The sequence below is a fragment of the Usitatibacter palustris genome, from assembly GCF_013003985.1.
GTDB lineage: Bacteria > Pseudomonadota > Gammaproteobacteria > Burkholderiales > Usitatibacteraceae > Usitatibacter > Usitatibacter palustris.
Window position 1 is genome coordinate 2721220 of record NZ_CP053073.1, and the last position, 24705, is coordinate 2745924.

A 24705-nucleotide genomic window follows, 5' to 3' on the forward strand; every position below is an offset into this window, starting at 1 on the left:
CCCTGAAACCATGCGCCATTTCACCTCCCTGCTCTTTGCGTTGGCCCTCCCGTGGGTCGCGCTCGCCCAGGTCGCGGAGCCTCCGGGCCGCGTCGGCCGCGTTTCCTGGACCCAGGGCGAGGTCGCCCTGTTCAACGATCCCGAGCGCGACTGGGAGAAGGCCTATATCAACTCCCCGCTCACTTCCGAGAACTCGCTGTGGACGGAAGCCGCCGCGCGCGCCGAGGTGCGCATCGGTTCCACGGCGCTGCGCCTCGAGGAATACACGCAGCTCGACATCCGCCGCCTCGACGACGAGCAGTTGGTCGCCCACGTCGTGCGTGGCGCGCTCGCGGTTCGCATCCGGCACTTCGAGCAGGGCGAGCGCTATGTAGTCTCCACGCCCTTCGCTCGCTTCCACCTGCTGGGCAACGGCCGCTATCGCATCGATACGGATGAAGTCACCGAGGCTTCGCGCCTCACGGTGTTCGCCGGTACCGCGCAGCTCGAAACGAGCGGGCGCCGCATCGGCGTGCGCGAAGGCGAAGCGGTCTTCGTGCAGTCCGACAGCGGGCAGTTCGATTTCCAGCGCGCGGAACCCTCGCCCTTCGACGACTGGTCGCTGGGCCGCGACGAGCGCGTCCAGGATCGCGAGACCTCGCAATACGTTTCGCCGCGCATGACGGGCTACGAGGATCTCGAGCGCTTCGGCGCGTGGTCGCAGGAGCCTGACTACGGCGCGGTCTGGTATCCGTCGAATGTCGGCGTGGACTACGTTCCGTATCGCAACGGCAACTGGGTGTACGCGCGTCCGTGGGGCTGGACGTGGGTGGACCAGGCGCCGTGGGGCTACGCGCCGTTCCACTACGGACGCTGGGCCTACATCAATCATCGCTGGGGCTGGTGCCCGGGCGGCTATGTCGCGCGTCCCGTGTGGGCGCCTGCACTCGTGGGCTGGGTCGGAACGCCGGGCTGGAGCGTGTCGGTCGGTTCGGCTCACGCGCCGGTCGTGGGCTGGTATCCGCTCTCGCCGCGCGATCGCTATCGCCCCTGGTACAACAGCAACCCGCGCTACATCGATCGCGTGAACAACCACGGCCGTCCCAACGACCGCGAGCGGCCGGGCTGGCGTCCGCGCGAGGACGATCGCACGACGCGAGATCGCGGAACGACGATCGTATTGCGCGAAGGCTTCGTGAACCAGCGGCCGGTTTCCAGTTCGCAGGTCGCGGTGTCGGGTGAAATCGCCGCGGCGCAACCGGTGACGTCAGGTGCGACAGTGTTGCCGAGCCGTCGCGAAGCGATGGTGCGTAAGCCGCTGCATGTCGGGCCTGCGCCCACTGCTGCTCCGGGGCCTGTTGGCGGCGAAGCGGCCGTCCGTCCCGAAGGCTCGCGTGCGGCACGCTCGCCGGTCCCGCGCAGCCCGACGCCTCCGGCATCGACGTCGATCACCGAGGTACCCGCGGCGCTTTCGCCGACGCGTCCGACTACCAATGCGCCGAACTATCGCGCGCCGGTTGCGGGAACGCCTTCGTCGCCGGAACCGCAGGCGCGTCCGCAAACGAAGCCTCTGCGTGCTGCTCCCACTCCGCCGCAGCCGGGATCAGCGTGGCCCGCGCCTGTGCAAGGTGCGCCCGCGGCAACTCCCGCGCCGTCAGCGCGTTCGCGCCAGGTGCCGCAGCAGCAGCAACCCGCGGCGATTCAGGAACGGCCCGCACCTGCGCCGGCACCCGCTCAGGCGCCGCAAGTCATCGAGAAGCCGGTCGCGCGTTCGTCGACGCCGCGTCCGGCCCCGGTCGAGAAGCCTGACGCGCCTGACAAGCCCGACAAGCCGGACAAACCGGACACGCCAGCGCCAGTGCCGGTGCAGAAGCCGATGCGAGTGCAGCAGCGCTAACACTGTCATCCTGAGGGCCGAAAGGCCCGAAGGACCTCCTGAGCTGGCGAAGGATCTGCTTCATCGATTGCGACGAGGAAGCCCGTCCCTGTCCGGCCGCCCGTGCAAGCTGCGTACGCATCACGTCGTGATGCGATGCCCTCGGAAATCGAAAAGATCCCGGCGGCTGCGGAACTCGCGGCCCCAATTAAATCGAGGCGCTGAACCCGCCTCGATTCCTTGCACACTCAGACAGTCCTCGCCGAAACCCCGGGATCTTTTCGATTTCCTCGGCTCGCTTGATGGCGTCCGGACAGGGACGGACTTCCTCGTCGTGAGGCGCTACCAGAGTTCGACGACTCGACCCGCTTCACGCTCGCGCTCCGCACGCGCTTGCAGGTAGCGCTGGAAACTCGGCTGCGTCTTGTACGCGCCGCTCAGCACGTAGTCGAGTGACGAAGCGAGGTGGAAGCGGCGCACGTACCCGTCGATACGGAAGACCTCGTTGCCGTCCGCGTCGTAGAAACGCAATGCGGGGCGGAACGAGACATCGGATGACGCGGCAAATTGTGCCTCCGTGAGCTTCACGCCCGTGAAGGTCGTGACAAGCCGAGTGCCCTCGCTGTCGACGCGAACGGCATTCATGGACTTCAATGCGGCCTGCAGCTCGGGGCGGCGGAACGCGTCGTGCACTTCAGCACACGGGTCGCAGACGCGCGCGTCGAACAACACGAGCGTGGGGCGTCCCTTTGCCAGTGCGAGCGGCGCTTCGCGGAAGACGCCGGGCGCGGGGGCGATGGTGCGCTCCTGCGGAGGCGGACGGGCCGCGAGGTATTGGGCGAGGGTCTCGCCGCCGGGCTTCGCCTTGGCGGCGTAGGCGAGCGCGAGGCGGAAGCGCGGTGGAGGTTGGTAGCCGTTCAGGCGCAGCGCGACCGCACCTTTCTCGTCGAGAAACAGCAGCGTCGGGGTGAATTGCACGCGCAGGTGGGCGGCGAGGTCCTTTTCGCTGCGCGTGCGGCCGTCGAGCCATACGGTTTCGCGGTCGCCCCAGAGGTTGAGGGCGATGGGGACGAAGTCGCGGCGCGTGGCATCGGCGATGTCGCGCTGGCTGAAGTTCGCTTCCATGAGCCGCTTGCAGTACGGGCAGCCGTCCTGGCCGAAGTAGATCATCACGCGCCGGCCCGACGCGGCGGCGTCGCGCACGTCGTCGCGGAAATCGAGGAACGATTCGGCGAACCAGCCCGGGATCTCGATCGCGCGCGAGGATTGCGCGGCTGCGGCGGTGCAAAGCAGCAGGCAGAACGCTGCGGCGAGCCGCTTCAGAAGCACCATTTGAAGCTGATGAAGTACACCATCATCTCGGGCGTGAGGTAGCCCAGGAAGATCAGCCACGACAGCACCGCGAACCCGCACAGCGCGACGAACACCAGCATCGCCTGGCGGGTGCGCGCGTTCATGGCGTGGCGGGCTGCTGGCGTGCGAGCGGGCGCTCGTCGATGGGCGCGCACACGATGGCGGCGAAGATGCCCAGACCGATCGAGATCCACCACGCCATGTCGTAGCTGCCCTGCCGCGTGGCGATCACGCCGCCGAGCCACGCGCCGAGGAAGCCGCCGATCTGGTGGCCGAAGAACACCATCCCCGAGAGCATCGTCACGTGGCGCACGCCGTAGATCTGCGCGACGAGGCCGTTGGTGAGCGGCACGGTCGAGAGCCATACGAGGCCCATGCAGAAGGCGAAGACATAGAACACCACAGGTGACTTGGGCACGAGCAGCAGCACGAGGATCAACGCCGAGCGCAGGCCGTAGAGCCAGGTGAGGATCCATTTCTTGCTCACCTTGCCGCCGAGCCACCCCGCCGTGTATGAGCCGAACACGTTGCCGAAGCCGATCAACGCGAGCGCCATCATGCCGACCGCCGCGCTCATGCCTGAATCCTGCACGTAGCTCGGCAGGTGCAGCGCGATGAAGGCCGTGTGCACGCCACAGACGAAGTAGCTCCAGAACAACAAATGAAAGGAGCGCTGCCTCACCGCCTCGCCGATGGCCTGGCGCGCGGTCTGCGGCGCGCCGAGCGCCGCACTTCCATGCCGGCCCGCGAGTCCGGCGGCGAGCGGCACGATGAGCGACGCGGCGAAGGCGAGCGCGAAGAGCGCGCCGAACCAGCCGAAGCCCGAGATCAGGCCCTGGCCGATCGGCACCATCGCGAACTGGCCGAAGGAGCCGCCCGCGCTCGCGAGGCCCAGCGCCCACGAGCGCTTCTCGGGAGGGGCGACTTTCGCGACCACGCCGAGAACGACGCCGAAGGTCGTGCCCGACAGCGCGAAGCCGATCATGAAGCCCGCGGAAAGTCCGAAGGCGAGCGTGGACGTGGACACGGCCATCAGCGCGAGGCCGGCGACGTAAGCGAGCGCGCCCGCGACGAGGACGCGCCCCGGGCCATGGCGATCGGCGAATGCGCCGACGAACGGCACGAACGCGCCCCACAGCAGGTTCTGCAGCGCGATGGCAAAGGCGAAGTCCTCGCGCGTCCAGCCGTTGGCGATCGTCATCTGCGGCAGGAAGAGGCCCATGGTCTGGCGCACGCCCATCGCGATGAAGAGGATCGCGGCCGCGCAGATGAGCACGGTGCGCACGGACTTGCCGTTCATGGCGCCTTCTTCGCGGCGAGCTCGCGGCCGCCCTGGATCAGCGTGAGCGATTCCACGGTGGCAAACGAGCCGCGCTTGAAGACCAGCTGGGCCTCGAAGGCCTTCACGAAGAAGTGATCCTGCGTGGCCTCCGCGAAGATCTCCACGGGCCCCTGATTCGTGGCCTGCGTCATCAGGCGGTTGCCCTCGCGGAAGACGCGGATCGAGAACTCCGGCGTCAACACATAGAGGCCGACGTAATCGTCGAGCTTCGCCGGATCGAGCGCGATCGCCTCGCGCCGCACCTTCGTGGGAATCGACGTATCGACCAGATGCATCGCGAGGTCATCGAGGCTGGTCGCGCTGTCCACCAGCACCACGGCCGCGGTCTTCGCATCCGGGTTCACGGCGATCATCGCGTGGAAGCCGCCGGTCTCGCCGTTGTGGAAATAGATGCGCCCTACGCCGCGGTCGCGCACGCCCCAGGCAAACGCGGTCGACGTGCCCCGCTCCACCGCCAGGAGCTTGTGGAAGGAGAGCGCGAAAGCTTTATCCAGCGGGCTGTCGCGTCGCCCGGAGGCGGCTTCGGCAAAGCGCAGCATGTCGATCAGCGACGAGCGCAGGCCGCCCACGCCCGCGAGCGAAGGCAGGATGTCCCAGTGCGGGACCTCTTCGTATTTCGCGTTGTGTCCCTTCACGAGGCGCTTGGTGGCGTCCTCGTCGAGACGCACGCCGGTGCTCACCATGAAGAGGGGCTTCAACACGCGCTCCTCGAGCAGGCGGTCGAAGGACTTGCCCGCGCGCCGGCCCAGGACGTCCGAGAGCAGCATGAACCCGAGGTTCGAATACTCCTGCTTCGCGCCCGGATCGCTCTGCAGCTCCGTGACGGCGAGCGAATCGTAGAGCGCCTGGGTGGTGAAGGACGCATAGGGATTGGACATGTCCTTCGGCTGGAAGCCGACGGGCAGGCGCGGCAGGCCCGACGTATGCGTGACGAGATCCTTTAACGTGATCTCGCGGCCGTTGCGCGACGGAATCTTCGCGCCCTTGGGCGCGTAATTCGACACCGGGTCGGTGAGTGCGACTTCGCCACGCTGCACCATGTCCGCGAGCACCACGCCGGTGAAGGCCTTCGAGACCGAACCGATCTCGAAGACGGAATCGCGGTCGTACTTCACGGGCCCGGCGGACTTCGTGCAGCCGAAGGCCACGCGAGTGGAGGAAGCAACGATGCCCACGGCGACGCACGTCGGGTGTTCCTCGGCAGAAAGGCGCTGGAGGATGAGCGACGTGAAGGGATCCGGGGCGAGATCCTTGGGAGGATCGGTGACCGCAGCCTGCGGAGGATCGGCAGCGAGGGCAGCAGCGGCGGCGAAGCCGGCAATCAGCGCAAGAAATCTCAAGGGTTCGTCACCGCGAGAACGGCAGGACATTATACGGGCCCGCTTTCGCATGCTCCGGCCATGGGGGTGACAATCCGTAACAATCAGCAAGCCCCAGCGCATTTCACACGCCAATGCGCGGGCGCACTATTCGCGCATCCGATCCGGGTCGGGGGGCCCGGACGACACAAATGCCGAAAGGAGCAACACGATGAAAGGCCGATTCCTTGCCGTTGCAGCACTGGCGCTCGCCGCCGGGCCTGCTGCCGCGGAATGCACCTGGGAGTGGCTGTGCAGTGGTGAAGGTGGCTGCAAGCAGATGCCGATTTGCAAGAGCGTCTATGACGTGCCGCCGCCCGCACCCACCGCACAACCGCCCGCGATGCCGCCACTGGGCATGCGTCCTGCGAAGTCTCCGGGACCGATGGGCACGCTCACCTGCGAGCACATCATGAGGCAGGGCAAGAGCGGCCGCTGGTACTGGGACGAAGCTTGTTTCTGCACCGATCCCACCAAGGCGCGCGATCCCAGCGCACCGTTCGCCAACATCGTCCGCTGCCAGGCCCCGAAGAAGGAATAGCGGGGCTCACTTCACCCGGCGGGCGGTGAACTCTTCCTCGATCGAGTCCTTGTAGAAGCTCGCCGGCGACGGCGAGCTCATGAGGCGCCGATACAGCTCGGGCGAGATGTTGGCGTACTCGAACGTGCCCGACGTGGTTTCCACCACCAGCTTGCGGTTGCGCTCGTCATAGCCGGCGCTGCGAAGGCCGGTCGCGTTGAGCTTCTTCATCTCCACGGTTAGGGAGCCTCTGAAAGATGCGCAGGGGTGCGCGACGAGTCGATTTCGGGATCGATTCTAGGCGCCGAGTCCGACGCAAGGTCAAGTACCTTGCTAGGACGAGCAACGACGAAGCGGCCCGAAATCGACCGTCCCTCAGGACGTCTTCCCATGCGGGTAGACGTGCTCACGGGTTGTGGCAGATGCGGCGTCTGCTTCGTTGCTTGGCTTGCGAATAGTCCGGCTATTCGCTGCGCCGCGCGCCTCGCATCCATCCGCATCTGCCGCAACGCGCATCCCCTGGGCATCCTTCAGAGGCTCCCTAGCCCCCTGACGGTTGCGGTTCGGGCGGCGCGTTGACGCGGTACGCCTCGATCTGGATCACGATCTTCACCTTGTCGGCGATGAACACCGCCCAGCGGCTCATGCCGAAGGCCGAGCGGCTGATCACCGTGCTTACGTCCGCGCCGCAGGTCGTGCGGATGAGGAACGGCTTTTGCGTGCAGTCGAAGTGCTCGATCTGGAGCGTCACGGGTTTCGTTTCCGCAAGCAGCGTGAGCTCGCCCATCGCGCGGCGCGGGATGCCCTTGTCGAACTCGAGGTGCGTGGACTTGAACGACATCCGCGGAAATTTCTCGACGTGGAAGAAATCCTCCCCCCGCAGGGCTTCGTCGAGGGCTGAGTTGCCGGTGCTCACCGAGGTCGTGTCAATGGCGATCTCGAGCGTTCCGGTGCCCGCTTCGCGATCGAGGATGATCTTGCCGTTCGTCTTGTCGAAGCGCCCGCGCTGCGTGGAGATTCCCAGGTGCACCACCTCGAACCCCGGGTAGGTGTGCGAGCGGTCGATCGTGTATTCCTCCGGTGCTGCGCGCGCTTGCGGCACGAGCAGGAGGGCCGTGGCGATCGCCGCGAGCGCTCTCATCACTTGCCCGCCTTGTCTCCCCAGAGCGCCTTCAGCCGCACATCGCGCCCGCATCCGCTGCGGTAGCCGTAGTAGCGAACCGGATTCTTCGTGTAGTAGTCCTGGTGGTAGTCCTCGGCCGGGTAGAAGGTGCTCGCCATCTCGATGGGCGTGACGATCGGCTCCTTGAAGGGCTTGCTCTTCTCGACGGCGGCCTTCGAAGCTTCCGCGGCCTTGCGCTGCGCATCGTCGTGATAGAAGACGACGGTGCGGTACTGCGTGCCGCTGTCGCAGAACTGCCGGTCCTTCACCGTGGGATCGATGTTCACCCAGAAGACCTCCATCAGCTTCTCGTAGGTGACCTTCTTCGGGTCGTACACCACTTGCAGGACCTCCACGTGGCCGCTCGCGCCCGCGCTGACTTCCTTGTATGTCGGGTTCGGCGTGCGTCCGCCCATGTAGCCGGAGATCGTCGCGACAACACCAGGCACCTTGTCGTAGGGCGGCTCCATGCACCAGAAGCAGCCGCCGCCGAACGTGGCGACCGCATGGCCGGGCGGAATGGCGGGTGCTTGCGCGAACGTGAGTGTCGCGGCGAACGTGGCGGCGAGGAATGCGAGGGTCTTCATGCGCGGGCTTCTCCGGTATTGAGCGGCAGGATCATTTCGAGTTCCCCATCCTCGTCGGCGGCGCCCGTGTGGCGGAACCCGAACTCTTCATACAGGCGCCCCACTGCCTTGTTGGAGGGCACGTAGGAAATCTTGATGCGCTCCGCACCAGGGCGCGAGCGCGCGTAGTCGAGTGCCAGCGCGATCGCCTTGCGGCCGTAGCCGCGGCCCTGCTGGCGCGCATCGACGAGCAGGCGCCAGAAATAGAGTTCGGGTTCATCGCGTCCCGCGAGCGACGGATCGACCAGCGCGACGAGGCCCACGGGCTCCTCGTCGGCGTAGATCGCGCGCACCCAGCGGTCATCGCGATGGCTCGCCTGCCAGAGCGTCTTCGCGACGCCGGCCACGTGAAAGATCTGGCCCTGGGCGACGCGAAGATCGCCGACGGCATCGATGTTCTCCTGCGTGATCTCGCGCAGGCTCACCGCCCCGCGCTTGCCGATCGCGAGGCCCAGTTGCTTGTCATGCCAGCGCCCGAGCACCAGCATCGCGGTCGCGGCGCCCACGAGCGCCATGAACATGTCCCACTGCGTATCCCACACGTCGCCTTGCGTGCCGAGGAAGGCCTCGGCCGATTCGCCCGATGTGAGCGCCACCCACCATTCGATGAACTCGTACACCGCGCTGATCGACAGCGCGATGCAGCAGACGAAGAAGAAGAGCCAGCGGCCACGCGGCAGGATGTAGCGGCGGATGAGGATCTCGCGCGCGACCATCGCCGGCACGAAGCCCTGCGCGAAGTGGCCCACGCGATCGTAGTAGTTGCGCGCGAGGCCGAATTCGTCGCGCAGCGAATTGAACAGCGGCACCTCCGCGTAGGTGTACTTGCCGCCGACCATGAGGATCATCGCGTGCACGGCAATCAAGGTGAGCACCAGGGGCGTGAAGCGCCAGCGCGGATAGCAGTACGCGAGGACCGCCGCGGCGATGGGACCGGGCACGACCTCGAGGAACCAGGTGAAGCGGTCCTTCGGGGCGATGCCCGACCAGGCGAGGACCAGTCCGACGAGGACCAGCAGCACGAGGTGGAAGCGAAGGGAAGCGGTGTGGACGGGCATGTCAGTCGTTCCAGAGCCAGGCTGCGCCGCGCACGCCGCTCGAATCCCCGTGAACCGGAGGTGCCAGGCGAGTGCGGACATCGTCCGAGAAGATATGCGCGTTCCACAGGCGAGGTACGTTCTTGTACAGCCTCTGGATGCGCGACAGGCCGCCACCGAGCACGATGACGTCCGGGTCAAGGAGATTGATCACCGAGGCGAGCGCGCGGGCAAGGCGCTCCTCGTGGCGCTCGAGCGTCGCGACGCAAGCCGCATCGCCCTTCGCGGCGCGCTCGGCGATCTTGTCGCCCGCGAGCGACTCGCCGCCGTGGCGCACGTGGTCCGCGGCGAGGCCCGGACCGGAGAGATAGGTCTCGATGCACCCGCGCCGGCCGCAGTAGCACGCGGGCGCGGGCTCGTCGCCGGCGTTCAATGCGGGCAACGGGTTGTGGCCCCACTCGCCCGCGATCGCGTTCGGGCCGGTCAGTACGGTGCGATCGACGACGATGCCCCCGCCCACGCCGGTGCCGAGGATCACGCCGAAGACGACTTTCGCATTCGCCGCGGCGCCATCGACGGCTTCGGAAAGCGCGAAGCAGTTGGCGTCGTTGGCGATGCGCACTTCGCGATCGAGCTCCGCCTGGAGATCCTCGCGGAAGGCGCGGCCATTGAGCCAGGTGGAGTTCGCGTTCTTGATGCGGCCGGTCGCGGGCGAGATGGCGCCGGGGGTGGCCACGCCGACCGTCGCGCGGCCGCCGATCTCGCGCTCGGCCTCCGCGACCAGCGCGCCGATGGCGACGACTGTCGCTTCGTATCCCTCCGGGGGCGACGCGATGCGCCGGCGCAACGCGAAGCGTCCGTCGGCATCGAGCGCCGCGATCTCGATCTTCGTCCCCCCGAGGTCGATTCCCAATCGTTGCATGCCGCGATTATTGCACCTGCAACCGCTCGCGGTTGCATCGGTAATCGCCGCGCACGCCGTTAAGTGATGCGCCTCACATCTCTTCCTGTGTCGCGCAGCGATAGTGGCCGCACAAGACGAAGGAAACAAATGTCCCGCAAGAGCGCACATTTGGCGGCCTGGTCCGTGGCGGGTGTCACTCCCCTCCACGGATCAGGCGCGCTGTTTCCCTCAGCCCCCGACTGACGGCGATGAACGCGATCGCCCGAATCCTCCGGGCACTCTCGCTTCGCACCCAACTCGTCGTCCTGCTCCTCGGGGTCGAAGCGATCGCGCTCGGGTTCCTCGTGGCCGGCGGCTACATCTTCGACGTCGCACGCAGCGAAGCGAGCCTGCAGGCGCATCTCGGACAAGTACGTCCGCTGCTTGCCGCGAGCGTCGCGCCGGCCGTCCGCAGCGGCGACGGCGCGGCGATCGCCGCAGCCCTTCGCGGCGCGCACAGCCGCGGCATCGAATACCTCGTCGCAAAGTCACCCGAGGGGACGGTCCTCGCGGCCGAAGGCCGCGGCGCGACCGGAACGCTGCCGCGCCTCGACGCCACGCTCGAATCGGCGCGCGACGATCGCCGTTTCGACTCCGCACTCCCGCTCGCCGACGGCCCGGACGCGCCGATGCTCTACTTCGGCCTCGACGTCACGAACCGCATTGCCTCGGTCGACAACGGCCTGCGCAACGGCATCTACAAAGCCCTGGGCGCGTTCCTGATGTCGCTGCTTCTGTTCATGCTGGTGGTCCACCCGATCACGCAGCGTCTCGCGCGCCTCACCGCGGCCGCACGGCGCGTCGAAGCGGGCGACTACGCGATCGCACTCGACGACAACACGAACGATGACGTGGGCCGCCTCGGCCAGGCCTTCGATCGCATGGCATCGATGGTCCGCGCGCGCGTCGAGGAGCTCGAAGCGAGCCGGGCGCGCTTCCACAACATCGCCGACTACACCTACGACGTGGAGTCCTGGTTCGGCCCGCGCGGCGAGCTGCTCTGGATCAACAAGTCGATCGAGCGGCTCACCGGCTACACCGCCGCCGAGTGCCTCGAGAACAATGCCTTCCCGTGGTTGATCGTCCACCCCGATGACCTCGAGCGGGTGCGCCACGAATCGCATCGCGCGCTGCGCGAGCGCACCTCCGGCAGCGACTTCGAGTTCCGCATCGTGAGGAAGGACGGCAGCATCGAGTGGATCGCGAACTCCTGGCAGCCGATCTACGCGGCCGAGGGACGCTTCCTCGGGCTGCGTTCGAGCCTGAACTCGATCCAGCGCCTGAAGAACACCGAATTCAACCTGCGCTCCACGCTCACGCAGCTCGAGCGGGTGAACGAGCTGCATGAAGCCACCTCGATCAACGCACGCAACGAGCGCTCGCGCCTGATCGCGCTGCTCTCGGCGATGAGCTTCGGCGTGGCCTTCGTGGATCCGAAGCAGCGCATCGTCTATTCCAACCCGGCGTTCGCCGAGGCGTGGTCGATCCCGAGCAGCGAGACGATCATCGGCGAGAGCCTGTTCGAGGTCCTGCAGAAGGCCGAGGACGTGGTGACCGAGCTCGATGCGTTCTCCGCGCGCCTGCAGCAGATCGTCACCGACCAGATGGCGGGGTCCGACTCGGAGCTGCGCCTGATGTCGGGACGCACCCTGAGCCTGCAGATCCGCCCGGTGCTCGACGATCACGGCGGGTGCCTGGGCTCGGTGCTCATCCACGAGGACATCACGCTCGCGCGCGAGGCGCAGAGCCAGCTCGCATTCCTCGCCGAACGCGACGCGCTCACCGGCCTCTACAACCGGCGGCGGTTCGAGCGCGAGCTCTCCGATCGCTGCGACGGCGCGGCGCGCGCGCGCGAACGCGTCGCCCTCTTCTTCCTCGACCTCGACGAGTTCAAGGGCGTGAACGACATGTTCGGCCACCGCATGGGCGACACGGTGCTCATGCAGCTCGCCGGCGAGATCCGCACGCGCCTTCGCAAGAATGAATTCTTCGCGCGCATCGGCGGCGACGAGTTCGCGCTCGTGGTCACCGGTGCCACCGACGAGACGATCCGCTCGCTCGCCGAACGCCTGATGGGCGTGATCGGCAACTTCTCCGTGCAGATGGGCGAAGTGCGGCTGTCGCTCACGGCAAGCCTCGGCGTGGCCATGTACCCGCAGCATGCGAACGATCCCCAGTCCCTCATCGCGCTCGCCGACGCCGCCATGTACCAGGCGAAGGACGCGGGAAAGAACACCTGGCGCATCTATCGCCCGGACCACGCGGCAACCCTGCGGCAGCGTTCGCTGGTCACCTGGAACGACCGCCTGCGCCACGCGTTGCGCCGCGACGCCTTCGAGGTCCACCTCCAGGGCGTGTTCGGCGCGATCGACGGCGATCGCCGCTACGCCGAAGCGCTGCTGCGCATGCCCGACGAAGCGACCGGGCAACTGCTGCTGCCCTCGCAGTTCATCCCGATCGCGGAGAAATCCAACCTCATCATCGACCTCGACCGCTGGACGCTCGACAACGTGATCGAGCTCCTCGCGCGCGACCCCTCGGGAGGCGCGATCTCCGTGAACATCTCCGGGCGGTCCTTCGACGAGCCCGGCATTGCCGACTACATCGCCTCGCGCCTGCGCGGCCAGGGCGTCGATCCTTCGCGGCTGCACGTCGAGATCACCGAAACCGCGGCTATCCGCGACATGCGCGATGCCCAGGTGTTCATCGAGCGCATGCACCGGATCGGCTGCAAGGTCTGCCTCGACGACTTCGGCGCGGGCTTCGCGAGCTTCGCCTACATCAAGCAGCTGCCCGTGGACGTGCTCAAGATCGACGGCCTGTTCGTGCGCAACCTCTGCCGCTCGCGCGACAACCAGGTATTCGTGAAGGCGATGCTCGACATCGCACGCGGCTTCGGCAAGGCCACGGTCGCCGAATCGGTCGAGGATCAAAGCTCGCTCGACATGCTCGCGAGCTACGGCGTGGACATGGTGCAGGGCTTCTTCCTGGAGACCCCCGCGAAGGCGGGCACGGGCCGGGGCGCGGCCATCCGCCTTACCTGAAAAAGGGGACTGTCCCCTTTTCCAAAATGGGGACTGTCCCCTTTTTTTGGTTTCGGCGCGTTCTTGGGTCAAGCCTCCCAGGAGTTACCCCGTGCCTAGAACTGCACGCCCCGTCGCGTCCGGCATTCCTCTTCACATCGTGCATCGCGGTCACAATCGAGTTGCCTGCTTTCGCGCTCCCGACGAGTACTCGGCGTATCTCGCCCTGCTGGGCAAGGCGGCCTCGCTAAGCCAATGTCGCGTGCACGCCTACGTCCTCATGACGAATCACGTTCACCTGCTCGTGACGCCCTCGGACGCAGGCAGCGCGGCGGCGCTGATGAAAACGGTAGCCCAACGATTCGCGCAGGCTTCGAATGCAAGGTACAAGCGCACGGGAGCGCTTTGGGAAGGACGGTTCTACTCCGGTCTTGTTCTCCGGGACTCGCAGTTCCTGGCGTGCCATCGCTACATCGAGCTGAATCCGGTACGCGCGGGGATGGTCGGGCATCCCGCGGCCTACGAGTGGTCGAGCTATCGCATCAATGCCGAGGGACAGCAATCGTCCCTGGTCGAGCCTCACGAGACCTATCTCCGGCTCGCACACGATCCGGCCGAGCGATTGACGGCCTACCGGGAGTTGTTTTCAACGGAGCTGTCGCCTGCGGACCTTGAAGCGATCCGACGCGGCCCTCGTGGTCCGAGGGGTCGGCCGAAAAAGGGGACAGTCCCCATTTCAGAAAAGGGGACTGTCCCCTTTATCTGATCAGGATCACGCCCCAGACCACGCCCAGCAGGACGAGCGAAACCAGCACGGCCGCACTCCCCAGGTCCTTGGCGCGCTTGGAAAGCGAATGCAGATCGAGCGAAATGCGATCGATCGCCGCCTCGACGCTCGAGTTGAGCAGCTCCACGATCAGCACCAGCAGCACCGACCCGATCAGGAGCACGCGCTCGGCGGGAGTCACCTGCACGAACAGTGCCGCCGGGATGAGCACGACCGCGATGAGGATTTCCTGGCGGAAGGCGCTCTCGTGATTCCACGCGTCGGCAAGGCCCGCCAATGAACTGAAGAACGCCCGGATGATGCGGGCGATGCCGGTCTTGCCTTTGAAGGGACTCTCAGCGGGTGCCGGCGTTTGCGGCTGGTCGTTCAAGGGGATTTCCTTCCGGTGTGGGGCGAGCGAGCACGAGGTGCGCGAGGAACTGCCGGGAGCAATGCTCCCACGAATAGCGTTCGGCGTAGCGTCGCACGGCACCCCGGTCCAGCGGAAGGGCCGCCAGCGCGGCTTCCCTCAAGTCCTTCTTCAGCACTCCGACGGCGGGATCCTTGATGACGTCGATCGGTCCGCGCACCGGGTAGGCGGCCACCGGCGTGCCGCACGCCATCGCCTCGAGCAGCACGAGGCCGAAGGTATCGGTGAGGCTCGGGAACACGAACACATCCGCGCGCTGGAAATAGGAGGCGAGCTCGGGGCCGACCCTGGCGCCCGCGAACACGGCCTTCGGGAAGCGCTTCTCGAGCTCCTTCCTCTGCGGGCCGTCGCCCACGACGACTTTCGTCCCGGGCAGGTCGAGCTCGAGGAACGCGGCGATGTTCTTTTCGATCGCGACGCGGCCCACGAACAGGAACACCGGCCGCGGATATTCCTTGAATCGCTCTTCGATCGGGTGGAAGAGCACCGTGTCGACGCCGCGCGACCACTCGACGATGTTCCTGAAGTTCCGAACCTCGAGCAGCTTCGCGATCGCGGGCGTACCGACCATGATCGCCGACGAGGGACCGTGGAACCACTTGAGCCACGTGTACGTCCACGACAGCGGCACGCCGAAGCGCGGCTGCACGTATTCCGGAAAGCACGTGTGGTACGCCGTCGTGAATTGCAGCCGGTGCTTCACGCAGTAAGCGCGCGCCGCGACACCGAGCGGGCCTTCGGTGGCGATGTGCACCGCGTCGGGCTTGAACTCGCGGAAGACCTCGGCCACCTTCCCGCCCGGAAACAGTGCGAGCGGAATCTCGGGATAGGTGGGCATCGGCATCGTCTTGAAGCCCTGCGGCGAGAGCACCCGCACTTCGTGGCCCCATTTCTCGAGCCAGGCGATGGTGTTGCGAAGCGTCACGACCACGCCGTTGATCTGCGGCGCCCAGGCGTCAGTCACCAGGAGAATGCGCAATGTCGACTCCTACGAGGGGTGAAGGGGTTCCGGCGGCGAGCGACTCGATCGCCTTCCAGTCGATGATCTTGAGTTCGCCCGAGTCGAGCTCGACGAGCGCGGTGAGGCTTTCCACCCAGTCGCCGTCGTTGCAGTAGAGGACGCCGTCGATCTCGCGGATCTCGGCCTTGTGGATGTGGCCGCAGACCACGCCGTCCGCACCGCGGCGCTTCGCTTCGTGCGCCACCGCCGCTTCAAACGCGCAGATGTACGACACCGCGTTCTTCACGCGCTGCTTGAGGAACGCCGAGAGCGACCAGTAGCGCAGCCCGAGGGTGGCGCGCGCGTGGTTGAACCACTGGTTCAACTTCAGCACGAGCATGTAGAGGTGATCGCCGAGGTACGCGAGCCACTTCGCGCCCTGCACCACCGCATCGAAGAGGTCGCCGTGGATCACGAGGAGCTTTCGCCCGTCGGCGGTGGTGTGCATCACCTCATCGACGATGTCGATGCCACCGAACGCGACACCGAGGAAGTTGCGCAGCACCTCGTCGTGGTTGCCGCACACGTACGTGACCTTCGTGCCCTTGCGGGCCTTGCGCAGGATCTTCTGGATGACGTCGTTGTGCGACTGGTGCCAGTACCACCGGCGCTTCAGCTGCCAGCCGTCGATGATGTCGCCAACGAGGTAGAGGTGTTCGCTCTCGGTATGACGCAGGAAATCGAGGAGGTGCGAAGCCTGGCAACTCGGCGTGCCGAGATGGATATCGGAGATGAAGATCGACCGGAACCGATACTGCGCGACGCCGTCTTCTTCCATGGGATCGTTCTCGAAGGCTGAGTCCTCCATTTCCAGCCTCGCATTCTCCAAGCGCCCGGCGTCACCGACGTTTCAGTGGCGTGACGCTTCTGTGACTTGAGGTCCTGCTTTCACATCGCGAGCGATGCCCGTGATGTCAAACAAGGCTGCACCGTGGCCATCGCCGAAGGATTGATCCCGACCCGGCCCCAACCTCTCCATCAAACGCCGCCGATCTCGCTACCCAAACTTGCGCTCGAAATTCCTGGCGCACCGGCGATCTTTCAGCGAGCGGTGGGGGGCCTCTCGTGATCAACCCTTCGTCGATGGCTCAGCGCCGGAACCACCTTCGACATGTCTCGAACCGATGGCGGCGCTGATCGCAGTGGTGATGCCAGAAGCCGCCCGCGACCTTCGGCAGCGATGGCGGAGGTCGCGGAAAGAAACCCGTGCGAGCCATGCGAAAATAGAGAGCATGAACGCCCTCATCGTCGCGACCATCGTGGTCGGGCTTACTGTCGACCAGCATTGGGTGCCGGACGGCCAACTCGTCGTGAACATCGCCGCATGGCTGGTGTTCGCAACCCTCGTGATGAGGAGCGAACCGGCGCAGCGCCCCGCCCTCGTCGCCTGCTTGCTGATCGCGACCGCGGGCGAGGTGTTCCTCTCGCTGGTGTGGGGCCTCTACGAATATCGCCTCGGCAACATCCCGCTGTTCGTGCCCCCGGGGCACGTGCTGCTTTTCTACCTCGGCACGCGGATCGCGGCGCGGCTGCCCGAGAAATCCGAGTGGTGGATCGCAGCCGTGTCGGCTCCCGTGGTGGCGTTCTTCGCGATCAACGGGCGCGACACGTTCGGCCCGCTGCTGTTCGCGATGTTCGTGGTGTGCATGTGGCTGTCGCCCTCGCGGCGCCTGTACGCGACGATGTTCGTGCTCTCGCTCGCCATGGAGCTTTACGGCACGTGGCTGGGCAACTGGACGTGGGGCGCGCGCGTGCCATGGCTGGGGCTCAGCACGGACAATCCGCCCCTGGCCGCCGGCGCCTTCTACTGCGTGCTGGACCTGCTGGTGTTGTGGGCGGCCGGATCGCGGCTCAACGCGAAGGTCGCGCGAGGCACGACCTAGAAAAAGGGGACAGTCCCCTTTTCAGAAAAGGGGACTGTCCCCTTTTTTGAGGACCTTCTCGCACCACGCGGCGACCTGCAACGCGCGTTCGTCTTCCCGGTAACGCCCCACGAGCTGCAGGCCGAGCGGCAAGCCGCGCGGGCCGCGGCCCGACGGGATCGTCACCGCGGGCAGCGCGGTCTGCGTCCACAGCGAATTGAAGGTGGCATCGCCCGTGTTGGCGAGGCCCTCGGGCGCTTCGCCCGGCGCGGGGATCGTGGCGATCGCATCGCATCCGTCGAAGAGGTTGTCGAGCCAGCGGCGGTATTCGTCGCGGCGCGTCCTCGCCCGTGCGTATTCCTCGGGCGTCACGCCGCGGCCGCGCTCGAGGAGCTCGAGCAGCGGCGGGGAAAGGCGCACGCCATGGCGCGATTCGATCAGCGCGAAGCTCTTCACCGCATCGCGCGACGTAATCACCATCACGTTTTCCCACGCGGCATCGAACGCGCGCGGCAGCGGCACTTCGCGCACGGTGGCACCCGCATCCTTGAGCGTGGCGACCGCTTCGGCGAAGTTCGCCTGTTGCGCTTCGGTGGCGAGCGGCCACTTGGGCGTCTTCACCACGGCGATGCGCGGCGGTGTTTCCAGCGTGGCGAGCGGAACGCGCAGCGCATGCAGCGCACCGCGCACGGCGGTCGCTTCGTCGCGCGCATCGTGGCCCATGAGGCAGGCCGCGAACCAGGCCGCATCACCGACCGAACGCGCAAAGACGCCGACGGTGTCGAGCGTCGGTGCAAAAGGATGGATGCCATGGCGCGAAATGGCGCCGAAGGTCGGCTTGTACCCCACGACGCCGCAGAAGGCCGCAGGCCGGATCACCGAACCCAGCGTTTGCGTGCCGATCGCGACCGGGACGAAGCCCGCGGCCACGGCGGCGGCCGATCCGCTCGAGGATCCGCCGGGCGTGTGCGCCGGGTTCCAGGGATTGCGGGTCTTTCCGGGGTGGCGGTAGGCGAACTCGGTGGTGACGGTCTTGCCCATCACCAGGCCGCCCAGTGCTTCGAGGCGGCGCACGACCCAGGCCGAGGACGGCGGGACGTGGTTGGCGTAGATCGGGGAGCCCATGCGCGTCGGGATGCCGCGCGTGTTGATGATGTCCTTCACGCCCACCGGGATTCCGAACAGCGGAAGGTCGCTGAGGATGCCGCCGCCGGAGCGTTCCTCGGCCTCGGCCAGGGCGCGCTGGGGGTCGAACCACTCCCAGGCCCGGACCTGTGCGTCGCGCTCGGCGACCTTGCGGCAGCACGCTTCCACGTACTCCATCACCGTCGCCCTTCCCTCCCGGAAGGCTTTCAATGCGTCGAGAAGGCCGAGGGCGGTCAGGTCCATGGGCGGCATTTTGAGTGATTCGGTCGGGCGGCGAAAGGCTTGACGTGGCGTGCCGTACCATTGCAGGAACAAAAACCCCGCCAGGACAGTCTCTTTCCCATGCGTTTGCCCTCCCGCGCCGTCTTCGCCGCCGTCTTCGTCGCCTGTGCCGGCCTGATCGGCCTGGCCATGTACATGCAGCACGAGCTGGGCCTCGAGCCCTGCCCGATGTGCATCCTCCAGCGCTATGCGTTCATGGCCGTCGCCTTGGTGGCCCTGGTCGCCGCGATTCATGGCCCCGGGAAGCTGGGCGTGCGCATCTACGGAGGGCTCGCCCTCCTGTTCGCCCTGGCGGGTGCCGGCACGTCGATCCGCCATTCGTACCTGCAGCGTTTTCCCGACGGCTCCCTCTCCTGCGGCGCCGACCTCGACTTCCTGATCAACAACTTCTCGCTCGCCCAGGCGCTGCCCAAGATGTTCGCGGGCACCGGCGAGTGCTCGAAGGTGCAGTGGCGGATGCTCGGGTTGTCGATCCCCGAGTGGGCACTGGTCTGGTACCTGATCTTCGCGGTCGTCGCGATCTGGCTCATCGTCCGCAAGCCTTCGTGAACCGCTCGCGGCGCGTCTTCGTCGCCCGGGCGCTGGCACTTGCCGCGGCTTCCCTCTGGCGTCCCGTCGCCGCGGCCCCCGATGTCCGGGTCAAGTTCTCCGCCGATCCCTTTTCATTGGGTGTTGCTTCCGGATCCCCGCGCCTCGACAGCGTGGCGCTCTGGACCCGCCTCGCGCCCCAACCACTGACCGGCGGCGGATTGGACCCGGATCCGATCGAGGTCCGCTGGGAAGTCGCGAGCGACGACAAGTTCGCGCGCATCCTGCGCCGCGGCACGGCCACCGCACTCGCTGAAAACGCGCACTCGGTCCACGTCGAAGTCGATGGCCTGGGGCCGGCGCGCTGGTACTACTACCGCTTCCTCGCGGGCGATGCCGAAAGCCCGACCGGCCGCACCCGCACGGCGGCCACGACGGGCCGCGGCGATGATCGACTGCGCCTCGCCTTCGCGTCCTGCCAGCAATACGAGCAGGGCTACTTCACGGCGTACCGCCACCTGGCGAAGGATGCGCCGGACCTCGTCGCGTTCCTCGGCGACTACATCTACGAATCGAGCTGGGGCCGCGACCACGTGCGCAAGCACGGCACGCCCGAGCCCAAGACGCTCGCGGACTATCGCAATCGCCACGCGCTCTACCGCGGTGAAGCCGACCTGCAGCTCGCCCACGCATGCGCACCGTGGATCGTGACGTGGGACGACCACGAAGTGGAAAACGACTACGCGAACGACCGCTCGGAGGACCTCGATCCGCAGTTCCTCGTGCGGCGCGCGGCCGCGTACCGCGCGTACTTCGAGCACATGCCCCTGAGGCCCTCGGTGCGGCGCGAGGGCGGCGAAGTGCGCCTGTACGACCGATTCAACTGGGGCACGCTCGCCGCGATCCACGTGCTCGACGATCGCCAGTACCGGTCGCACCAGGTGTGCCCCAAACCGGGCAAGGGTGGCGCGACCACGGTTGGCGCGTCATGCACGCAGCGGCTCGATGAGTCGCTCACGTTGCTCGGCCGGGAGCAGGAACGCTGGCTCGACGAGAGCCTCGCGAAATCCGAGGCGCGCTGGAACCTGATCGCGCAACAGACGCTGATCGCGCCCGCGGGCATGGCGGGCAAGAACGGCATCGAGCACTGGACCGACGGCTGGGACGGCTATCCTGCCGCGCGGGATCGGCTGCTCGGCTCGATCGCCACGCACAAGCCGCGCAATCCCGTGGTCATCAGCGGCGACGTGCACGCGAACTACGTCGCCAACCTGCGCGCGGGCGCCCGGCCCGATGGCGCCATCATCGCGACCGAATTCTGCGGCACGTCGATCACGTCGCAGGGGCCCGACCCCAAGCGGGTGCAGGCGCGGCGCGATGGAAACCCCGACATCCTCCTCGCCGATGGTGGGCAGCGCGGCTACGGCTTGCTCGAGATCACCAAGACCTCGGTCGAGGCGAAGCTGCGGGTCGTGGAATCGGTGAAGGTGCGCGATGCGGGCATCTCGACCGCCGCCACCTTCCAGGTCGACGAAGGCCGCGCCGGCGCGCAACAAAAATAGAGGGGTCAGACCACTTAACAATTAACGAAAAAAATCCCTGTGAAAAAAGTGGTCCATTGGATCACCCGTTCAGGTTGTCTTGTGCGGGTGGCCCAATGGACCACTTTTTTCACAGGGATTTTTTTCGTTAATTGTTAAGTGGTCTGACCCCTCTGGAATGAAAAACGCCGCGCGAAGTGCGCGGCGTCGTAAAGGTGATGCGTGAGATCGAGCTTTACTTTTTCACGCCCTTTTCTGCGGGGGCGGCGGCTCCGATCTTCAGGATCTTCATCGCCTTGGCGAGCTCATCGACCGACTCCTGGTGCTTGCCTTCCTTGTGAAGCATCTCGCCCTTGGCGCGCGCGTCCTTCACCGTCTTCGCGTCCGCCTCGGAAAGCGTGGGCTTCTTGGCCAGCGCTTCGTCGATCGCCTTCATGTCCGCCGGGCAGTGCATAGCCATCGCAGTACCTGCCGCGAACAACAGTGCAACGCCTAGGCTGATGGATCGTTTCACGGATCACCTCCTCTCAACGGGTTAATGACGAGCGCATCCTACCTCAAACGCCCCAGCCGCGAATACCGTCGTAGAGGAGCTTTCCGCCCACCACCAGCAACATGGCGTAACAGAGGCGGTAGAAGGATTCCTGGGGGATGCGCTTCATGATCCAGACCCCCATGAAGATGCCCACGGGTGCCAGCGGAATCAGGACCGCGGAGGTCGTGAGGTTGCGGGCGTCGAACAGGCCCAGCCACGCGTAGGGCACGAGCTTCACGTAGTTGATCACCGTGAAGAAAAGCACCGTGGTCGCCACGAACTGCACCTTCTCCAGCCGCTGCGGCAGAAGGTACACGTTGAGCGGCGGCCCGCCGGCGTGGATGAGCGTGCTCGTGAAGCCGCCCATCGTCGACCAGAAGAGCCCCTTCGGAACCGAACGCGGCGCGGGCGGCGCGGTGTGGTCGCCGCTCAGCCGGTAGATCACGAACGCGATGGCGAACGCGCCGATGCCCACCCGCAGGAGCGCATCGTCGAAGAACCGGAACGTGAACGCGCCGATGACGACGCCCAGGATGCCGCCCCAGAGAATGAGCTTCATGTTCTCGCGGCTCCACTTGCCGCGGTACGCATAGATGCCGGCGAGGTCCATCACGCACAGGATCGGCAGCATGATCGCCGCGGCCTGCGACATCGGCAGCGTGAGCGCCATGAGCGGTGTCGCGAGAATACCCACGCCGCTGCCGAACCCGCCCTTCGAGATGCCCATGATGAGCACCGCCGGGATCGCGGCGAGGTAGAAAACCGGATCGTCGATCAGGAGAGCAGCTGCCGCAGATCGGCGACGGGCTCGCCCTTGAGCTTGCCCGCCGCTTCGAGCCTGAGGATGTCCGCGGCCACTTCCGCGGCCGGCCGCAACGTGCCGTCGGCCTTCATCTGCTTGAAGCGCTCGATGTCGGGAAAGTCCGCGGCGGTGGCACTCCGCACCACGCCCTGCATGGGCGTGTCGATCACGCCCGGCGCAAGGCTCACGATTTCCACGGGCTTGTGGCTCGCTTCGAAATCGAGCGCCACCGCGCGCGAGGCCATGTCGAGGCCGGCCTTGGCCGCGCAGTACGCTGCCCAGCCCGCGATCGGCTTGCGGCCCGCACCCGACGAAATGTTGATGATGCGCCGCAGCAACGCGATGCCTTCGGTCGCGCGCAGGAAGCGCCGCATGATCAGCATGGGTGCCACGAGGTTCACGAAGAGGTTGCGTTCGAGCTCGGCGGCATCGGCGCGCTCGATCGGACCGACGGGCGAGACCACGCCCGCGTTGTTGATGAGTACCGCCTTGGCGAAGCGCTTGCCGCGGATGCGCTGCTCGATGCGATCGAACACCTCTTCCACCGCCTGCGCGCTCGCGAGATCCACCTCCAGCTGCGTGCCGGCGGGGATCGGCTGCTCGGGCGCGCGCGACAACGCGATCAGCTCGTTCTCGCTGGATGCGCCGATGCCCTCGGCGAGCGCCTTGCCCAGGCCCTTCGTGGTGCCTGTGACGATGTAGAGGTTCATTTTTTTCTAGTGAAGGCCGGCGATGACGCTCGCGATCGTTGCCGCATCCTCGTCGAAGCCGCCGTGCGTCGTGCTGCGCGTGGTGTCCGATGGAGCCGAGAATACCTTGACCGAGCGCATTCGGGCGACGGCCGCGGGGAAGTGCTTTTCCATTCCAAGGATTGGAACATCGCTGCCCCCCTCGAAGGACCGCGACACGAGGTAAAGGAGCGATCGCCCATAGCCGAGCAGCGTGCGGCAGGTCGGGTCCTGTTGCTCGGCGGCGTCGGTGAGCTGGTAGTGGTTGAAGCGCTTCACCTTGCCCTCCTTGAGCCAGGGCAACAGCCGCTCCTCGAAGCGATCGACGCGCACCGCAGGCGCGAGGAAGTTCACCGTCGCGAACTCCCATTCGAGCGCGGCCAGGCGATCGACGAGAAACGTGTGGGCGATGGCGCCGGCGGAGTGGCCGATCAGATGCAGGCGCAGCGGATGGCCCTGCGCGACGGCCGAGGACTGCAGCTCGCGAAACAGGATCCGCCCGCCCGCGTTCGCGTCACCGGTAATGGCGGCGGCGTTCTCCTTCATCTCGTCCCAGAGTGCCGCGCCCGGCGGCGCGAGCAGGCCTTCGAGCCGTTCGTTCCACCACCGCTGCAAGGATTCGAGCGGACCGCCCGACGGCCGCGGCGCACCCCTCACGAGCTCGGCGAGCTGGTTGCTGATCGTCGTCCAGAGGTCGGATTCCCACATGAGGAAGATCGGAAACTTCTTGGCCGCGTAGAGCGCGGGCAGCCAGCGCGCGAACGTGGCGGCGGCATCCTTCTCGGCCGTGAGGCCGCCGTGCGCGTAGATCGCGATGTCGAGCGGCGAGCCGGGCTTCACGCCCCAGTCGCGCCGCGCCGTATCGAGGTAGTCGGAGACGAGCGCGCGGACATCGTCCTCGTTCGTGCGAAACGCGCCCGACGACGACAGCGCGCCATCGTTCTCCATGTCGACCACATAGGGCGCGAGCTGGTGATAGCGCAAGGTTTCGTTGGACGAGAGCCGCGCCGTACCCTTCATCAGCACCGGCGTCGGGGAAGCGGCGACGCGGCGGTGTTCTTCGGTGACGACACCGAGCTGCACCACCCAGCAGTCCATCGCGTGGGCGAGCCAGTCTTCGTACGTGAGGGTTGCGAAGCCGCCGTCGCCCCAGTTCGTGTCCCAGGAGTTGTGCACGCGGAAGCCGAACTGGTCGTAGCCCACGATCGCGAAGGCGTGCCCGCCGTCATCGGCCGCGGCCTTGCGGAAGGGAATGGTCGCGTCCTTCTTGGTGATGTCGAGCCAGCCGTCGTGGCAGATCGCGCTCCCGTAGAGGATGCCGACCTCGTTGAGCGCCACGTGCATGTCGGTGATCGAGCGCGGATCGACGCGGTAGTACGCCCCCAGCGGCCGGTTCACCGCATCGAGCCACCAGTCGTCGCCGGGCTTGTTCGAGGCCTCGGGCATTTCCAGCCCCAGCCAGAGCCGGCGCGCGCAGGCGCCATGTTTGTACCAGCCCTTGAGCGCGCCCCGCAGGCTCGAGCCCGCGTCCTCCGAGCCGGGAAACTCGTCGTAGCGCCGCGCCATCGAATAGAGCATGAAGGGCGAGACGTCGGCCTCCTTCACGCGACGGGCGCGTACCAGCAGGTGGTTCACCACCGTCGCGAGGGCAAAGCCGGTGCAAGCACTCGTGTCGCCCTGGTTCAATACCGGCAGCTTGGTGCCCGACCGGAAATTCGCGGGTGGCGAGAGCGCAACGGTCGGCAAGTAGGGACGATCCCGAAGGTCGAGCTTGTCGGGGGTTACGTTGCGCACGAGCTTGGGCATCCGGGCGCGCGTCTTGCGTCGGTCCATGGCAGCCTCCCTGAAAGGCGGACCCTATTGTGG

Annotated in this window: 24 protein-coding genes; 7 read left to right on the top strand and 17 right to left on the bottom strand. The window is 66.6% G+C overall.

Annotated elements, in window-relative coordinates; translation table 11 throughout:
- The first annotated feature begins 10 nt into the window (after window positions 1-10).
- Window positions 11-1876: a DUF6600 domain-containing protein gene (locus DSM104440_RS13270; RefSeq protein ID WP_171163400.1), complete on the top strand. Its 1866-nt coding sequence runs from the start codon at window positions 11-13 to the stop codon at window positions 1874-1876.
- Window positions 1877-2197: 321 nt separating this feature from the next.
- Here DSM104440_RS13270 and DSM104440_RS13275 read toward each other — a convergent pair whose 3' ends face one another.
- Genes DSM104440_RS13275 through DSM104440_RS13290 form a run of 4 tightly spaced genes read right to left on the bottom strand, consistent with a single transcriptional unit; the run spans window position 2198 to window position 5890 of the window.
- On the bottom strand, window positions 2198-3187 hold the full coding sequence (locus DSM104440_RS13275; protein ID WP_171163402.1) for a thioredoxin fold domain-containing protein: 990 nt from the start codon (window positions 3185-3187) through the stop codon (window positions 2198-2200).
- Window positions 3175-3312 (bottom strand): hypothetical protein, encoded by a 138-nt coding sequence (locus tag DSM104440_RS13280; protein ID WP_171163404.1) that lies wholly within the window; start codon window positions 3310-3312, stop codon window positions 3175-3177. Before DSM104440_RS13280 ends, DSM104440_RS13275 begins: the two co-directional genes overlap by 13 nt.
- Window positions 3309-4508: an MFS transporter gene (locus tag DSM104440_RS13285; RefSeq protein WP_171163406.1), complete on the bottom strand. Its 1200-nt coding sequence runs from the start codon at window positions 4506-4508 to the stop codon at window positions 3309-3311. Before DSM104440_RS13285 ends, DSM104440_RS13280 begins: the two co-directional genes overlap by 4 nt.
- A complete protein-coding gene (locus DSM104440_RS13290) occupies window positions 4505-5890 on the bottom strand; it encodes a serine hydrolase (protein ID WP_171163408.1) in 1386 nt (461 codons plus the stop codon). The genes DSM104440_RS13285 and DSM104440_RS13290 overlap by 4 nt, the downstream gene beginning before the upstream one ends.
- A 190-nt stretch (window positions 5891-6080) precedes the next feature.
- Between DSM104440_RS13290 and DSM104440_RS13295 the strand changes: the two genes are divergently transcribed.
- Entirely contained in the window at window positions 6081-6449 is a 369-nt protein-coding gene (locus tag DSM104440_RS13295) for a hypothetical protein (protein WP_171163410.1), read from the top strand.
- Between the two features lie 6 nt (window positions 6450-6455).
- On the opposite strand, the gene DSM104440_RS13300 is transcribed toward DSM104440_RS13295, so the two are convergent.
- From DSM104440_RS13300 to DSM104440_RS13320, 5 genes are all read right to left on the bottom strand, one after another.
- Window positions 6456-6659: a KTSC domain-containing protein gene (locus DSM104440_RS13300; protein ID WP_246211994.1), complete on the bottom strand. Its 204-nt coding sequence runs from the start codon at window positions 6657-6659 to the stop codon at window positions 6456-6458.
- 310 nt (window positions 6660-6969) lie between these two features.
- A complete protein-coding gene (locus DSM104440_RS13305; RefSeq protein WP_171163414.1) occupies window positions 6970-7569 on the bottom strand; it encodes a YceI family protein in 600 nt (199 codons plus the stop codon).
- Complete coding sequence (gene msrA / locus DSM104440_RS13310) at window positions 7569-8177, bottom strand: peptide-methionine (S)-S-oxide reductase MsrA (protein WP_171163416.1); 609 nt, start codon at window positions 8175-8177, stop codon at window positions 7569-7571. Before msrA ends, DSM104440_RS13305 begins: the two co-directional genes overlap by 1 nt.
- The gene (locus tag DSM104440_RS13315; protein WP_171163418.1) at window positions 8174-9274 is read right to left on the bottom strand and encodes a GNAT family N-acetyltransferase; all 1101 of its coding nucleotides are present in this window, start codon (window positions 9272-9274) and stop codon (window positions 8174-8176) included. The genes msrA and DSM104440_RS13315 overlap by 4 nt, the downstream gene beginning before the upstream one ends.
- 1 nt (window position 9275) lies before the next feature.
- Window positions 9276-10175, bottom strand: coding sequence for an ROK family protein (locus tag DSM104440_RS13320; RefSeq protein ID WP_171163420.1), 900 nt, complete (start codon window positions 10173-10175; stop codon window positions 9276-9278).
- A 230-nt stretch (window positions 10176-10405) separates the two neighbouring features.
- Between DSM104440_RS13320 and DSM104440_RS13325 the strand changes: the two genes are divergently transcribed.
- Window positions 10406-13240 (top strand): EAL domain-containing protein, encoded by a 2835-nt coding sequence (locus DSM104440_RS13325; protein WP_171163422.1) that lies wholly within the window; start codon window positions 10406-10408, stop codon window positions 13238-13240.
- A gap of 91 nt (window positions 13241-13331) precedes the next feature.
- Window positions 13332-13985 carry a transposase gene (locus DSM104440_RS13330; protein WP_171163425.1) on the top strand — a complete coding sequence of 218 codons (654 nt, stop codon included), beginning with the start codon at window positions 13332-13334 and terminating at the stop codon, window positions 13983-13985.
- Here DSM104440_RS13330 and DSM104440_RS13335 read toward each other — a convergent pair.
- Genes DSM104440_RS13335 through DSM104440_RS13345 form a run of 3 tightly spaced genes read right to left on the bottom strand, consistent with a single transcriptional unit; the run spans window position 13978 to window position 16223 of the window.
- Window positions 13978-14376: a diacylglycerol kinase gene (locus DSM104440_RS13335; protein ID WP_212758071.1), complete on the bottom strand. Its 399-nt coding sequence runs from the start codon at window positions 14374-14376 to the stop codon at window positions 13978-13980. The genes DSM104440_RS13330 and DSM104440_RS13335 overlap by 8 nt on opposite strands.
- Window positions 14342-15394: a glycosyltransferase family 4 protein gene (locus DSM104440_RS13340; RefSeq protein WP_171163427.1), complete on the bottom strand. Its 1053-nt coding sequence runs from the start codon at window positions 15392-15394 to the stop codon at window positions 14342-14344. The genes DSM104440_RS13335 and DSM104440_RS13340 overlap by 35 nt, the downstream gene beginning before the upstream one ends.
- Window positions 15372-16223, bottom strand: a complete 852-nt coding sequence (locus DSM104440_RS13345) for a UDP-2,3-diacylglucosamine diphosphatase (protein ID WP_171163429.1) — start codon at window positions 16221-16223, stop codon at window positions 15372-15374. The genes DSM104440_RS13340 and DSM104440_RS13345 overlap by 23 nt, the downstream gene beginning before the upstream one ends.
- A 424-nt stretch (window positions 16224-16647) precedes the next feature.
- Between DSM104440_RS13345 and DSM104440_RS13350 the strand changes: the two genes are divergently transcribed.
- Window positions 16648-17298 carry a hypothetical protein gene (locus DSM104440_RS13350; protein ID WP_246211996.1) on the top strand — a complete coding sequence of 217 codons (651 nt, stop codon included), beginning with the start codon at window positions 16648-16650 and terminating at the stop codon, window positions 17296-17298.
- A 21-nt stretch (window positions 17299-17319) separates the two neighbouring features.
- On the opposite strand, the gene DSM104440_RS13355 is transcribed toward DSM104440_RS13350, so the two are convergent.
- Window positions 17320-18666 (bottom strand): amidase, encoded by a 1347-nt coding sequence (locus tag DSM104440_RS13355; RefSeq protein WP_171163431.1) that lies wholly within the window; start codon window positions 18664-18666, stop codon window positions 17320-17322.
- Window positions 18667-18765: 99 nt separating this feature from the next.
- On the opposite strand from DSM104440_RS13355, the gene DSM104440_RS13360 reads away from it, so the two are divergent.
- Both DSM104440_RS13360 and DSM104440_RS13365 read left to right on the top strand, forming a co-directional pair.
- Entirely contained in the window at window positions 18766-19254 is a 489-nt protein-coding gene (locus tag DSM104440_RS13360) for a disulfide bond formation protein B (RefSeq protein WP_171163433.1), read from the top strand.
- Window positions 19251-20795 (top strand): alkaline phosphatase D family protein, encoded by a 1545-nt coding sequence (locus DSM104440_RS13365; protein ID WP_171163435.1) that lies wholly within the window; start codon window positions 19251-19253, stop codon window positions 20793-20795. The genes DSM104440_RS13360 and DSM104440_RS13365 overlap by 4 nt, the downstream gene beginning before the upstream one ends.
- A 214-nt stretch (window positions 20796-21009) precedes the next feature.
- On the opposite strand, the gene DSM104440_RS13370 is transcribed toward DSM104440_RS13365, so the two are convergent.
- From DSM104440_RS13370 to DSM104440_RS13385, 4 genes are all read right to left on the bottom strand, one after another.
- On the bottom strand, window positions 21010-21234 hold the full coding sequence (locus DSM104440_RS13370) for a hypothetical protein (protein ID WP_171163437.1): 225 nt from the start codon (window positions 21232-21234) through the stop codon (window positions 21010-21012).
- 97 nt (window positions 21235-21331) lie between these two features.
- Window positions 21332-22036 (bottom strand): sulfite exporter TauE/SafE family protein, encoded by a 705-nt coding sequence (locus DSM104440_RS13375; RefSeq protein ID WP_212758072.1) that lies wholly within the window; start codon window positions 22034-22036, stop codon window positions 21332-21334.
- A 47-nt stretch (window positions 22037-22083) separates the two neighbouring features.
- Complete coding sequence (locus tag DSM104440_RS13380; protein WP_171163440.1) at window positions 22084-22821, bottom strand: SDR family NAD(P)-dependent oxidoreductase; 738 nt, start codon at window positions 22819-22821, stop codon at window positions 22084-22086.
- A gap of 6 nt (window positions 22822-22827) precedes the next feature.
- On the bottom strand, window positions 22828-24672 hold the full coding sequence (locus DSM104440_RS13385) for a C1 family peptidase (RefSeq protein ID WP_171163442.1): 1845 nt from the start codon (window positions 24670-24672) through the stop codon (window positions 22828-22830).
- Between the last annotated feature and the right edge of the window lie 33 nt (window positions 24673-24705).

What these genes read in the sequence shown, in the direction of transcription:
- DSM104440_RS13270 (WP_171163400.1), top strand. Translation starts at nt 11, where the DNA reads ATGCGCCATTTCACCTCCCTGCTCTTTGCGTTGGCCCTCCCGTGGGTC.
- DSM104440_RS13275 (WP_171163402.1), bottom strand. Translation starts at nt 3,187, where the DNA reads ATGGTGCTTCTGAAGCGGCTCGCCGCAGCGTTCTGCCTGCTGCTTTGC.
- DSM104440_RS13280 (WP_171163404.1), bottom strand. Translation starts at nt 3,312, where the DNA reads ATGAACGCGCGCACCCGCCAGGCGATGCTGGTGTTCGTCGCGCTGTGC.
- DSM104440_RS13285 (WP_171163406.1), bottom strand. Translation starts at nt 4,508, where the DNA reads ATGAACGGCAAGTCCGTGCGCACCGTGCTCATCTGCGCGGCCGCGATC.
- DSM104440_RS13295 (WP_171163410.1), top strand. Translation starts at nt 6,081, where the DNA reads ATGAAAGGCCGATTCCTTGCCGTTGCAGCACTGGCGCTCGCCGCCGGG.
- DSM104440_RS13300 (WP_246211994.1), bottom strand. Translation starts at nt 6,659, where the DNA reads ATGAAGAAGCTCAACGCGACCGGCCTTCGCAGCGCCGGCTATGACGAG.
- DSM104440_RS13305 (WP_171163414.1), bottom strand. Translation starts at nt 7,569, where the DNA reads ATGAGAGCGCTCGCGGCGATCGCCACGGCCCTCCTGCTCGTGCCGCAA.
- msrA (WP_171163416.1), bottom strand. Translation starts at nt 8,177, where the DNA reads ATGAAGACCCTCGCATTCCTCGCCGCCACGTTCGCCGCGACACTCACG.
- DSM104440_RS13315 (WP_171163418.1), bottom strand. Translation starts at nt 9,274, where the DNA reads ATGCCCGTCCACACCGCTTCCCTTCGCTTCCACCTCGTGCTGCTGGTC.
- DSM104440_RS13320 (WP_171163420.1), bottom strand. Translation starts at nt 10,175, where the DNA reads ATGCAACGATTGGGAATCGACCTCGGGGGGACGAAGATCGAGATCGCG.
- DSM104440_RS13325 (WP_171163422.1), top strand. Translation starts at nt 10,406, where the DNA reads ATGAACGCGATCGCCCGAATCCTCCGGGCACTCTCGCTTCGCACCCAA.
- DSM104440_RS13345 (WP_171163429.1), bottom strand. Translation starts at nt 16,223, where the DNA reads ATGGAGGACTCAGCCTTCGAGAACGATCCCATGGAAGAAGACGGCGTC.
- DSM104440_RS13350 (WP_246211996.1), top strand. Translation starts at nt 16,648, where the DNA reads ATGAACGCCCTCATCGTCGCGACCATCGTGGTCGGGCTTACTGTCGAC.
- DSM104440_RS13355 (WP_171163431.1), bottom strand. Translation starts at nt 18,666, where the DNA reads ATGGACCTGACCGCCCTCGGCCTTCTCGACGCATTGAAAGCCTTCCGG.
- DSM104440_RS13360 (WP_171163433.1), top strand. Translation starts at nt 18,766, where the DNA reads ATGCGTTTGCCCTCCCGCGCCGTCTTCGCCGCCGTCTTCGTCGCCTGT.
- DSM104440_RS13370 (WP_171163437.1), bottom strand. Translation starts at nt 21,234, where the DNA reads ATGGCTATGCACTGCCCGGCGGACATGAAGGCGATCGACGAAGCGCTG.
- DSM104440_RS13375 (WP_212758072.1), bottom strand. Translation starts at nt 22,036, where the DNA reads ATGGGCATCTCGAAGGGCGGGTTCGGCAGCGGCGTGGGTATTCTCGCG.
- DSM104440_RS13380 (WP_171163440.1), bottom strand. Translation starts at nt 22,821, where the DNA reads ATGAACCTCTACATCGTCACAGGCACCACGAAGGGCCTGGGCAAGGCG.
- DSM104440_RS13385 (WP_171163442.1), bottom strand. Translation starts at nt 24,672, where the DNA reads ATGGACCGACGCAAGACGCGCGCCCGGATGCCCAAGCTCGTGCGCAAC.